This is a genomic window from Spirosoma sp. 48-14, assembly GCF_001898575.1.
Taxonomy (GTDB): Bacteria; Bacteroidota; Bacteroidia; order Cytophagales; family Spirosomataceae; genus Spirosoma.
In genome coordinates this window covers 274,655-287,172 of sequence record NZ_MKUD01000058.1, presented here as the reverse complement: position 1 = coordinate 287,172, position 12,518 = coordinate 274,655, and the positions used below count along the sequence as shown (strand labels likewise).

The 12,518-nt window shown below is 41.5% G+C and carries 11 protein-coding genes; 7 read left to right on the top strand and 4 right to left on the bottom strand.

All coding sequences use genetic code 11. The features are described from left to right. Nucleotides 1-216 precede the first annotated feature (216 nt). On the top strand, nt 217-1,476 hold the full coding sequence (locus BGO59_RS25995) for an anthranilate phosphoribosyltransferase (protein ID WP_293688496.1): 1,260 nt from the start codon (nt 217-219) through the stop codon (nt 1,474-1,476). Nucleotides 1,477-1,684: 208 nt separating this feature from the next. Beyond that, complete coding sequence (lhgO, locus tag BGO59_RS25990; protein WP_293688494.1) at nt 1,685-2,881, top strand: L-2-hydroxyglutarate oxidase; 1,197 nt, start codon at nt 1,685-1,687, stop codon at nt 2,879-2,881. Nucleotides 2,882-2,899: 18 nt separating this feature from the next. On the opposite strand, the gene BGO59_RS25985 is transcribed toward lhgO, so the two are convergent. Both BGO59_RS25985 and BGO59_RS25980 read right to left on the bottom strand, forming a co-directional pair. Continuing rightward, nucleotides 2,900-3,307 (bottom strand): type II toxin-antitoxin system death-on-curing family toxin, encoded by a 408-nt coding sequence (locus BGO59_RS25985; RefSeq protein ID WP_293688492.1) that lies wholly within the window; start codon nt 3,305-3,307, stop codon nt 2,900-2,902. 1 nt (nt 3,308) lies between these two features. After that, the gene (locus BGO59_RS25980) at nt 3,309-3,500 is read right to left on the bottom strand and encodes a hypothetical protein (RefSeq protein WP_293688490.1); all 192 of its coding nucleotides are present in this window, start codon (nt 3,498-3,500) and stop codon (nt 3,309-3,311) included. A gap of 129 nt (nt 3,501-3,629) precedes the next feature. Here BGO59_RS25980 and BGO59_RS25975 point away from each other — a divergent pair, with 129 nt between their 5' ends. From BGO59_RS25975 to BGO59_RS25965, 3 genes are all read left to right on the top strand, one after another. Next, nucleotides 3,630-4,136: a DNA starvation/stationary phase protection protein gene (locus BGO59_RS25975; protein WP_293688488.1), complete on the top strand. Its 507-nt coding sequence runs from the start codon at nt 3,630-3,632 to the stop codon at nt 4,134-4,136. 157 nt (nt 4,137-4,293) lie between these two features. After that, a complete protein-coding gene (locus BGO59_RS25970) occupies nt 4,294-4,746 on the top strand; it encodes an NUDIX hydrolase (protein WP_293688487.1) in 453 nt (150 codons plus the stop codon). A 28-nt stretch (nt 4,747-4,774) separates the two neighbouring features. Beyond that, the gene (locus BGO59_RS25965) at nt 4,775-5,221 is read left to right on the top strand and encodes a DinB family protein (protein ID WP_293688485.1); all 447 of its coding nucleotides are present in this window, start codon (nt 4,775-4,777) and stop codon (nt 5,219-5,221) included. Here the strand turns inward: BGO59_RS25965 and BGO59_RS25960 are convergent. After that, nucleotides 5,190-6,593, bottom strand: a complete 1,404-nt coding sequence (locus tag BGO59_RS25960; protein ID WP_293688483.1) for a sodium:solute symporter family protein — start codon at nt 6,591-6,593, stop codon at nt 5,190-5,192. The two genes, BGO59_RS25965 and BGO59_RS25960, sit on opposite strands and share 32 nt — an antisense overlap. 268 nt (nt 6,594-6,861) lie before the next feature. Here BGO59_RS25960 and BGO59_RS25955 point away from each other — a divergent pair, with 268 nt between their 5' ends. Beyond that, nucleotides 6,862-8,391 (top strand): FAD-dependent oxidoreductase, encoded by a 1,530-nt coding sequence (locus tag BGO59_RS25955; protein WP_293688481.1) that lies wholly within the window; start codon nt 6,862-6,864, stop codon nt 8,389-8,391. 28 nt (nt 8,392-8,419) lie between these two features. Beyond that, complete coding sequence (locus BGO59_RS25950) at nt 8,420-8,755, top strand: antibiotic biosynthesis monooxygenase (protein WP_293688479.1); 336 nt, start codon at nt 8,420-8,422, stop codon at nt 8,753-8,755. Between the two features lie 24 nt (nt 8,756-8,779). Here the strand turns inward: BGO59_RS25950 and BGO59_RS25945 are convergent, their stop codons facing one another. Continuing rightward, the gene (locus BGO59_RS25945; protein WP_293688477.1) at nt 8,780-12,499 is read right to left on the bottom strand and encodes a hypothetical protein; all 3,720 of its coding nucleotides are present in this window, start codon (nt 12,497-12,499) and stop codon (nt 8,780-8,782) included. Nucleotides 12,500-12,518 lie beyond the last annotated feature (19 nt).

The window sequence follows — 12,518 nt, the reverse complement described above, 5'->3', positions numbered from 1 at the left end:
TGACGCACAGCAAGTTAGTGTAAAAGTTTATAACTATCAGACAGTCAGTTAGAAGGCAGGTATGCAGGTCATTTTTTGGACAGTATTCGGATTTGGCATAAACGAGACAAGAATTAGATGGTGTTTCGCTCACTTTCCTAAGACATTCCCATCGGTTCGTAGTACTTTTTGTTTACTTTTACCTAGGTACGTTCGTCAGTCAAACCTGTATTTTGTATGGTTCTGAACACTCCAGCTACTGATACGCCATTGGGCCGAGGGATTAAACATATTGGAATTGGAAAATACGGCAGCAAACCCCTTCCGCCCGATTTACTGGCCGAATGCCGTACGGCATTGACTGACCCAATGAGCCATCCCTTGCAGCGCGGGGCTTTTTGGGGGGCATTGCTGGCGAAAGGACCTACACCAGAAGAACGGACTCTGGAAGAGCTTATCGGCAAAGGGGCTTTTTCACATCCAACGTTTTTTATCAATAAGATTTGTCCCGGTTTGCCCGACCGCTTATTGCCCATAGCTACCAAACTGGTGCGTGGTGGAAACCTGCAGGTGACAGAGGCTGAGCAATTGGGCGATTACTTGTTCGCCCATAGCGATTGTGAAGTATTTCGGGCATTGGCGGCCAGTATTCTGCGCGTCCGGCACGAAACCAACGACGAGTATCTGGGGCTCATGCGGGCTGCCGAACGGACATTTTCCCCTGGATTTGGGTCGATGAGTTGTGCTGACCGGCCATTGGTGCAGTTAGCCGAGCCGTTCGACGGGGTGGAGCATAGTTACCTGATAACGCCGTTGCTTGCCCAGTTTTTTCAGAAGCGGGGCTATGGAGCCGTGTCGCTGGTTGGGCGGTCGGGCGGACCCAAGTTTACCCTCAATGCGCTGGACCTGTACATGAATCTGGGTTGTCAGTTTCTACAGAGCAACCATGAACTGGATACACCGTTGGCTAATTATGGCTGGGTACTGGACCAGAAAGCCCTGTCGCCTGCCCTGAATCGGTGGGTCGAACGTCGACAGATTATTATTAAACGTCCGTTTCTAGCTACGCTCGAAAAAGTGCTCAATCCATGCCATGCCCAGATTTTAGTCACATCGGTATTTCACATCACCTATCAGATGAAAATGGCCGAACTGGCTCTACTGGCAGGCTTCGATGGGGTTATAGTACTCAAGCGTGGGCTGGAAGGAAGCCTGGCCCCGTCTACTAGCCGCGCCAGTGGGGTATTGTGCGCTGTCAGAACCCCACGCGGCCATTTGTTTTTTCAGCACTTTGAAGGCGATTCTCCTGCCTTTGCCTCGTTCCGTACCCAGACCGAAACGGAGTATGAGCAGCCCCAGGCACTTGACAACGCTCGTCTGGTCCGTCAGTTTATGCAGGAAGGGCGTACTACAGATGCCGATTTCGATAATCGAGTCCACTTTGCCCATGCGCTCTACCGGCGTGGCCTCGACTGGATTGAAGGCCAACTTCGGTAAATTCAGCCGCTCGTCGTTGAAAATCATCCATTCATCCAGAATAGCCACGGAAACGCTCCAAAAGCACATCTTTGAATAAAATACAACCTGATTATTCCCGTTTAAGGAGTAAGATATTGGAACAGTAAACGACAGCTAAAGGATGAGGGGCGCAACGAAAATCTCGTAGCGCCCTTTTTTTTGTCGTTCCACCGTACCTTTGCGTATTATGACAGACGTAGTAATCATTGGCGGTGGAATTGTTGGATTGGCTACCGCTTTGCAGTTGAAACAGCAACGCCCCGGACTGACGGTCGTTCTACTGGAAAAGGAGCCGTTTGTGGCCCGTCATCAAACCGGGCACAATAGCGGAGTTATCCATTCTGGCCTGTATTATAAACCGGGTAGCCTGAAAGCGACCAACTGTATTCGGGGCTATCAGATGCTGATCGACTTCTGTAATGCCGAAGGAATTCCCTATGAATTATGTGGCAAAATAGTGGTAGCCACGAAGCAGGAAGAGATTCCTCAATTGGAAACCTTGTATCAGCGAGGGCAACAAAATGGATTGGGTGGGCTAAAAAAGCTATCGCTGGCCGAAATGCGGGAAATAGAACCGCACGTCAATGGGGTAGCGGGCATGTTCGTGCCGCAAACGGGTATTATCGACTACAAGCAGGTAGCCGAGAAATATGCCTATAAATTTCAGGCTCTGGGCGGAGAAATCCGGTTCAACGAGCGCGTGGAGCAGGTTACGCCCGGTACTAGTCTGAGCATTGTTGTAACGGACAAAGGTCGCTACGAAACCAAACTCGTTGTAAACTGTGCCGGGCTTTATTCCGATAAAATTGCCCAGCTTACCCAACGTGAACCCGTCGATGTGCGGATTGTACCGTTTCGAGGGGAGTATTATCAGATCAAGCCACAAAAGGAATATCTTGTCAAAAACCTGATTTATCCCGTTCCTGACCCTAACTTTCCCTTCCTGGGCGTTCACTTCACCCGCATGGTTCACGGGGGAGTAGAGGCTGGCCCGAATGCTGTGTTGGCATTTCAGCGCGAAGGCTACAAAAAGTCAGATATTAATCTGAAAGAGCTGTTTGAAACCCTTTCGTGGCCGGGTTTTCAGAAAGTTGCCGCCAAATATTGGGAAACGGGCCTGGGTGAAATGTACCGTTCATTCTCCAAAGCTGCCTTTACTAAAGCCTTACAGGCACTCATTCCCGAAATTCAGGAAGCAGATCTGGAGCCGGGTGGGGCAGGGGTCCGTGCTCAGGCCTGTGACCGTACAGGTGGATTGCTCGACGATTTCGCTATTCTGGAAGCCGACAAGGCCATAAATGTATTGAATGCCCCTTCGCCAGCGGCAACCTCGTCATTGTCAATTGGGAAAACGGTGTCGGAGAAGGTTCTGGCTCGTTTCTAAACCGCATTCCGCGATTAATTATGCGTTTAATGGCTGACTATTCGCTTGAAACCACGCCTGTACCGTTTCAAGCGAATGGTTGCCTGATGCGACATCGAGCGTGAATTGGGTTAATAAGTCGTCATTAACCAGGTCGGTGAATCTATACTCATTGAGAAGCAGGAAAATAAGCGCAGACTGTAAACCTGTACGTTTATTTCCATCCTGAAAAATGTGATTACATACAATGTTAAACATGTATAACCCTGCTTTTTGATAGATTTCAGGATACAAAGGCTGGCCAAACATCTCAGTTTCTACGGCTTCCAATAGATAATCCAGATTATCCTCATGAAGGAAATTGTTCGGCGGAACAAAATTTCCGCCAAATAGCGACACCTGATTGTGATTTATCTCGATAATCTCTGCTTTGGTCAAATAAATCATGTCAGGCTAAAGCTTCCCAAACGGCTTTATACTTCGTTGAGGTTTCGGTGAGTAATTGCTCAAAGCGTTTACGTCGATGAATTTCCTGATCCGCCAGAATCGTGTCAAGTAACTGATTGATATCGTCATAATAGCTCTCTGGAATTTGCTGTACTTTTTCGATAAGCAGTTGCTTTTTCTCCGTTGTTGTCATAGCCATCGCATTTTTACAAATATAGTAACAGCGGATTAGGTTGGGAGGTTCTGCTCATTGGGGCAAACAATGGGGAGTAGATTGAGGTTGTCCAGAAAACAGATGTTTGTCCAAAACCGCATATCATTCATGAAAGCTATCAATCAAATTGAAGAACTGGACACCCCTTCCGATTTAAAAGAGAAAGGGCGGGAAAAAGTGGCTGAAGCGTTGAATCGGCTGGTTGCTGATGCGTTTGCCCTTTATATCAAAACCAAAAATTATCACTGGCACGTATCGGGTCGCCATTTCCGCGACTACCATCTGCTGCTTGATGAACAGGCTGATCAGATTTTTGCGACCATCGATCCATTGGCCGAACGAGTTCGGAAAATTGGGGCGAATACCATCCGTTCGGTGGCGCATATCGCGCAGTTGCAGCGGGTGAAAGACAACGACGAAGACTTTGTGAAGCCAATCGATATGCTGAAAGACCTCGAAGAAGAAAATCGGAAAATGGCTAAAAATATGCGCGATGCGCACCAGATTGCTGATGATGCGGAAGATGTAGCTACGGCCAGCTTACTCGAAAATTTCATCGATGAAACTGAACGACGCACCTGGTTCCTATTCGAAACTAGCCGGGATTTGATTTAACTATCAAGGGTCAAGGATTGTCAGATAATTGTCAAGAGTGGTCAAGAATTTTACTAAGCGACTCTTGACAGTACCTGACCACACTTGACTAATTTTTTACGGTCGTCTTTTCCAGCGATAAATTGGGAAAGACGACCGCTTTGTTTAAGTTGGCGGCATGAAAGTTCGTCCATCCGCACTAATCTGGCGGCAGAATGCCAATCAGACCGAGGTATTGTTCATGCGTTACTCCTATGGAGGACATGATGTATTTGCTTTGCCCGGTGGCAGCCCCGACCGCAATGAAACGTTACCAGAAACAATTATCCGGGAAATTCAGGAAGAACTAGGCGTTTCGGTCGACGTTGGTGAAATGGTTCTGGCAGGTGAAATGCTCCTTTCCCAACGTAACGACGATGTATTGCATGTCGTTTTTGCTGGTCAAAATCTTCAGGGTATCCCTGCCTTGAATCCTGCTGAAACCACCGCACTTGAATTGGTCTGGAGACCTATTGCTGAGCTACATATGCTTAATTTATATCCAAACGTCGGAAAGCAGCTTCAGCAATGGTTTGAGCGCGCTGTAGATTTGGGCTATGTAGGACGGATTGAACAGCAGTACTTTGGTTGATTCTCTAAAGACTATAAATCACTACGCTATGCTTCTGGAGGTTTTAAACACCCTATTTCAGCGTGATCTGGCTAAACTTAGGCAGGAAATCAGCGCATATAAAGACGAGCGAAACCTTTGGATAGTTGACAAAAATATTGCCAATTCGGCGGGTAATCTGTGCCTGCATCTAATTGGTAATCTGAATACCTACATCGGCGCTGAGTTCGGCAAAACGGGCTACGTCCGCCAGCGTGATCTTGAATTTTCCCTCAAAGACATACCTCGTACGGAACTGCTGGCGAAAATAGACGAAACTAGGGCCGTCGTTGAGGAAGGACTTACGAAGGTAACAGAAGAACAACTTGCCGAAGAGTACCCTATGCTGGTTTTCGATAAACCCACGTCCACTGAATACTTTCTGGTTCACTTAACCACTCACCTTACCTATCATCTCGGCCAAATCAATTACCATCGGCGGTTGCTTGATGTGTAACAGCAGATGGCGTACTCAACAAGCTTCCGGCGATCATACCAAGTGTGCTGGCTAGTAAACCCCATAAAATAGGCGGGTAATCACTGCCCTGCCATACGTTCGTTAACCAAACCAAAAGACCTACCGTCATTGAGGATATACAACCGACAAGATTAGCTCGTTTCCAGTAAATACCGGCCGCTAACGGCACAAACAACGATACCAGACTAAACGCTGAAGACTCACCAACAAGATCAAAAATATTGGTATCACGTATTGTACTCATGAGTACGCAAATGCAGGTGATAACCACAATGGCCCAACGAATAGTTTTCAGTAGCGCTTTATCGCTGATCGTCGGATAAAAGAATTTGATAATATTCTCGCCAAATACAGTTGCAGGAGCAAGAATAGCCCCACTCGATACACTTAAAATAGCTGAAATAATAGCCCCGAAAAATAATACCTGTAGGGGTAGGCTACCATGCTGTATGACCATATTGGGAATGATGAGTTGGTTATCCTTGGGTAAATCAAGGTGGACCAGCTTGGCGCTTAGAGCAATGAATAAAGGTAACATAGCGATAGTAACGTACATACTCGAAGCCAACAAAGACGCTCGTACGGCTACCTTTTCGTTTTTGGCCGCCATAACGCGCTGAAAGACATCTTGTTGGGGGATAGAGCCTAAGCCAACGGTAATCCACGCTGCGATATAAGCTAGCCAGTCTTTCGTAGTTGAAGCAGGTAAAAACCGAAAGAAACCAGAAGGTGTGCTCTTTCTAATCTGATCCCAGCCCTTGATCTGATCCCAAAGGATAAAGCCTAACGCAGCTAATGCCAAAATGATAATAAGATTATGGAAGAAATCGGTAATGGATATGGACCACATACCGCCCAGCAGTGTATAGATCATCACAACAATTGCACTAGCGATGATACAGTATTCCCGGGGGACATCGGTTACCACATTAAGAACAATACCGATAGCCACTAATTGTGCCGAAATCCAACTGAAATAAGAAGGTATAACCATAATAGCCGATAGTAATTCGGCCGCCCTGCCAAATCGGATTCGGAAGTAATCGGAGAATGTGGTGATATTGAGCCTATACAGTGGTCGGGCAAATAAAGCACCGACCAGAAACAGACATAGCGCTGATCCAAAAGGCTCTTCAATTACGGCCAAAAAACCACCCTCTACGAACATGGCTGGAGCACCCATAATGGTTTCAGAACCAAACCAGGTAGCAAAGGTTACCGATGTTGCCAAAGCTAAAGGTAGTCGGCGGCCTGCCAGGATAAAATCTTGTGAGTTGGTTACGCGCCGGGCCGCCCACGCCCCAATAGCGACATTAGACAACAGGTAAAGGACAATAAAAAAGAGGAGCATCAGATTGTTAAACGATTGCACGTTAAAACTAAAAAACAGGCAAGTAACAGCATACAGTATAGCTCTGTTTTTTGTTATTCGGTTTTTAAAAATAGCAGCTAGCCACAACTGTGAGCTGCGAATAATTTTTGATTTGGGAGTATTTCCACGAAAAGTGAATTTTTAGAATTCCTCCTATAAATGCTTTTCTTTACCTAGAAGATAACTTATATTTCACGGACTACTGAATACTGTCACAAATTTACCAATCCACCATAAGCTTGTATCCATGTCTCGAATACCACATATCATTAACCTACTGAAGCCAGTCTCATTATTTAAAGAAGTCCAGACGCTTTCACGTCGTAATTTTATTCAGCAAACAACTCAGGCGCTATTCGTTGGGAGTACTTTACCGCTGTTAGCCCAATGCCGAGCTAAGTCTTCGCAAACTACTCCCCGTATCGCTGTCATAGGTGCTGGCTTGGCAGGATTGACCTCAGCTTACTACCTGGAAAAAGTAGGTGTAATACCAGAGATTTATGAGGCTTCGGATCGAGTAGGCGGACGTGTAATGTCTGCAAGTGGTCTGGTTGCAGATGGTATTACAACTGAACTAGGCGGAGAATTTATCGACTCGACTCATCGTGACATTTTAACGTTCTGTAATGAGTTTAAGTTGACTAAGCTGGATATGAAAGGGCCGTCCGAAAAAAATCTGATAGGGATTGACTATTTCTTCAAGGGGCGTCGGATCAGTGAGCAAGAAATCATCAGGGAGTTTCAGCATTATGCACCTCGTATGCAGAAAGATGTCAAAGCCTTACCTAAGTCAATGAGTGCTAAAGATCCTAAAGTAATTGAACTGGATAATAAATCAATCGATGAATACCTGCATGGAATTGGTATGTCGGGTTGGTTATACGATATACTAACTACATCATTTACTAGTGAATTAGGAATTCCATCCGGTGAGCAGTCGAGCCTAAATTTATTAGTATCCCTGAATACAGATACCTCGAAAGGTTTTGAGATATATGGTGATAGCGATGAACGCTTTAAAGTATCGGGCGGTAACCAAAAAATACCTTCTGAAATCCGAAAGCGACTGAAAAGTGATATCAAGACTGGTCACCATATTAAGCGTATTAGCCCAAATGGAGATGGGTATAAACTTTCTTTTGAGAATGGTCAGGAGAGTTCTGTTGATGCAGTCATTATCACATTGCCTTTTTCGGTGCTACGTGACGTGGAAATAACGGTTGATCTACCGGATCGAAAACGTCGATGCATTAAGCAACTGGGTTATGGCATGCAATCGAAACTTTTTATTGGTGTAAATGACCGATTGTGGCGGGGGCAGGGATATACGGGCTATGTACTAAGTGATCAAATTCATAATGGCTGGGATAGCAGCCAGATGCAGCACAACAACACTGGCCCAGGTGGATATAGCCTTTTTTTAGGAGCTGATAAGGGGGAAAATCTGGAAATAGGGCAGTACGATAAGTATCTGGAAGAATGCAATAAAGTTTTCCCCGGTATGAAGCAGGCTGCCAATGGGCGGAAGAATTTATATAATTGGAATCAAAATCCGTTGACGCGCGGAGCATATGCCTGTTATAAGGTTGGCCAGGCTTCGGGAATCGGACAGGCCGAAGCACAACCCGTTGGCAATCTATTTTTTGCGGGAGAACATTGCAGCGAAAACTTCCAGGGCTTCATGAATGGTGCTGCCGAAACGGGCCGAAAAGCGGCAGAAGAAATTATCAAAAAATTCGCTTTACATACTGGCATCCAACAAGTAACTAAAAACTAGTCAGGTCGCTATATATCTATTTGCTGTTATGAACCCTTTTATTGCTCAAACGCCAGAACCACCTTATTATGTGGTTGTGTTCACTATAGTCCCATCTGCTGATCTGGAAGGATATGAAGCAATGGGGGGCAAAATGGTCGAGTTGGCCAGCCAGCAGCCCGGTTTTCTTGGATTGGAATATGGGGCTAGTGAAATAGAACTAACCATATCCTATTGGGACACTCTAGAAGCTATAAGCCAATGGCGGCAAAATGCTGAGCACACATTAGCCCGTGATTTAGGGCGTGAGAAATGGTTTCAGGCTTTTAAAGTTCGAATTGCCAAAGTAGAGCGGGATTATGAGTTTAGTAAAAGCGAAGAATAATCGGTTTCGTATATAGATATAGCACTAGTCACTAGGTACATGGACCCTAGGAAGCTTACGATGTCGTTTCTTTCGATTTTGCCATGATCTACTTCCACCAGATTTAGAAGGATCGAAAATACGGGTTACTAAAAACCAAATGATAGCACTTATAATTAATATAAGAAATGTCAGATGAGATATTCCCAGGGAATTGATTGCAGTTATCGATTTCAAAGAATGCCATAATGAAGACAATTTATCTACGGCCTGGTCAGGGAAATATTTATTAATAAAATCTACTAACCATTCATCAATCATTACGTCGTTTAAATCTATCTTTTTCTCTGCCTTGTCTGAAGGGTAGGCTAACTCATCGACGAAGAAGTCTCTAATGACAGTATAGAAGTTTATTAAGCCTAAAACAGCTAATAAAGCTTGCGTACGTTTTTGATATTTGCTATTCTTTTCTTCTTGTTTTAGTTCAATCTCTTTATCTAACTGGCTTAATTTATCACGGGCAGATTTTATTCGCTCATCAATTCCACGTGATTCCATACCTTGTCGATAAATACCTTTCTCTGTTTTATAGTGAAAAACGTTTGATAAGATATCATCATTAAGTAAGTCATCAATCTCGTGCCTGTTTGAAATTAGTTCAGAAATTGTTAAGCTTGATTTGTCTTCTCTTAAATTAGTCAGTAGTGAATCTAGCCGTCTTTCTGCGTCAAGAGAGACAGAATCATTTTGGGCAAGAACAGCGCTGGGTATTATTAAGTATGGACTGAGGCCTAATGTTTTCCAGAATGTATTCATTACATCCTCTTCATAACCAAACATAGAGAGAACCCCACGATTCAATGCTTGAAAAGACTGTTCTGTTTTGCTTTCTTCTAAAGGCATTAGTGTATCGTCTATTTCCTCAAGGCCCATCCGGTCATAATCAAAAATACCTAAACATATGCCACAGTAAGCTTTAAATACGTAATTGGCATATTCCTTCAATGCTTCTGGAAGGTTATTGTCATCATCAGCACCTAGCAATGCACCAGATACTGTGTCTTCTTTTTCCTTATTATATAATTTAAGGTAAGATTTTTTTACTTCATTTCTAATTTGTTTCTTAACTAAACTTTCGTGAAGTTCACGCAACTGTATTTCGTTCAAACCAGCGCGGGGATCTTTAGATAAGTTATCTAATTGTTCATTATTGTATTTTTGTAAATCTTCTTCATTAATATTATAGAATGTATTAAAACTTTTAAAATTAAAACTCAAAAGATTGTCTTCTTCAATCTCGTCAAAAGCACCAGTATCAATTTCTACAATTCCTGAACGTATGTTTCTTAGAGAAAGCACTCGGTCTTCTGATCTTAATAAAGTATCATCTGTGCGATCTTCGCGGAATACATAATCTATTCCAGTTAAGCTTTGCAATAAATCTATCAACGACAATTTCTCTGTAAGATTTTTTTGTGAATTGCCCTGAGGGGAATTTATAAGATTATATTCGTCGTATTTATTGTATACTATATAGTCAAAAGCTGCTTTAAAATGTTTCCAATATTTATAGATTACAGTTTTTTTTAGATAACCTGATACATGGTTTTTCGTATATAGGGGGGCAAATATGAGTAAAAATAGTATTGGTTTATATAGTATTGATAATAATAATATTGTTACTAAATATAGCATTTTTGTAAATGATAAAAGTGAACTTTTGATAAAATTTTGGAAGTATAAGAAGAGGCCAGAGTCTTTATAAAGGCTCTGTTTATATAAAAATTTTAAAGTGTCATATGATTTCCGTATAATGATTATTGGTAGCCTAATTAAATATCCAAACGAGTACCATGTAAATGAGATAAGATGCAGAATCTCTATTAATAGTATTTTTCTCCTACTAGGTTTTTTAAAAGACGTTTTGTTAGGCTTATTGTTGTGGGAAAAAGTTATATCTTCAAGAACTTTACGCTTTTTATCCTCACTTTCGTTTTCTTGAGAACCACTGAAAAACTTCATTAACTTAATAATATCTAGTTCAGATATTCCTTCATTTGGCTCTATATTATTAGTTATCTTAACTTTATCTTTTTGTTCAATAGGTGTTAATACTAAATGCCAAATGCGAATGTTACTATTAAGGAAGTATGTATAACTCAAATGTACTTCCATGACTAAGTCTCGAATAAATGTATTATAAGCATTTTTATTTTGTATTTTATTTTGCTTTTCTTCGCCAGATGTAGGTAATACATAATATGTTTCCTGTCGCCCTTCTGATGTAAATTCAAAATGGGATGGAAGATGAATCGTTACATCATTACCCAAAGCTAAATTGAAATATTTTGTGAAGTATGGGGGAGCCCCTTGATATTTATAAGCAAATAGATCTGTTTCTGTAGAATGATAAATAACACAATTTAAAGGAATAGGCTTAGGCTCTTCGCCTAATTTCCACTCTTCTTTTATTGTCTCTATTACTTTTCCAAACCAACTTAATTGTGCTTTCGATACTGGAGTTACATCGTCTTCGTAACGTATACCAATCGGATCGAAATAATCTTCATCAACTACAATTTCAAAACATACAGCAGCGCGTTTATAACTAAAATTAGGTCTTTCTAATCTAGGGACATTGTTTAAATATAATTCATTTGAATACTCAGAGTTTCTGTGCTTAATAAGAGATTCTGCATTGGCGAGAATTAAATTCTCGCCATTTATTTCAACACCCTGCAAGCAAGTATCAAATTTCAGCAGATTGTTTTTTTTATTATTTGACTGCGAATTGGAATCTTTTGTAATTTTAATATCATTTGCATAGCTTGAGTAAGCACCGGCCGGTAGTAGAGTATTAGCATAATTAACTATAAACCCTGTAACTATCCTAATATCTACCATAAGTGGATTAGTATTATTAGGCAATAATTCAGGGAAAGTTAAAAGGAAAATATCTTTTCTAAACCCATTTACTGGTTTTTTATATGCAAACCTGATATGTTTTGCATTGATATGATGGAATACATCTAGTACATCGGCTGCTTTTTCCCTTGATCTTTTATTTTTAAAAATACTATCATTATCAGCCGTTGGGTCGTTTGCTTCATGATAAATTCCGGTGAGTATATTTTTAATTTTATTTTTATTTAATTCTGATCTGATAAAATCTGCTAATCCACCATACTTTATAACTATTTCGTTTAAATCTTTAGAGCTAGAATCAACCCTTTGTTTGTATTTATATGCAAGCATAGATTCAACAAGATCTTGTTGATCCTTATAAGCTAGATCAGAGTTGACTAAAATAGATTTAATAAGAATGCTTTTACTGTCAGTAAGGTAATTAAGTATTAAAGCTCCATTAACTGATATATTATTACCTGTAGTTTGATAAGCAAGAAGTAAAAACGTGTATACTGATTTATGCTGAACAGGTGAGGGGCTTATTTTACCTGTTATTCTATTAACTAATAAATTGTATTCTGTTTTGGTAGATAATTGATTTAGAATATCATGCGATAAAAATGATCGAGGGCTAAATTGACTTTTGGGTTTATTGAGTTTTCTGAAACTATTAGCTATATTTTGTTTAAGAGATGAAAAGTCTTCCTCTGTTTTTATGAAAATAAATTCGTACGCAATTCGTTCATCATTATCATCGTCATCTGGTTCTGGAAGAGGCCAATGCTTTTCTGCTCGTTTAGATAAAGTTGAAAATTGCTCAAAAAAGGTTTCTAGTTTAGAAGGGGTAGGTTCAGCCATTGATTAAGAAGAAGGTTTA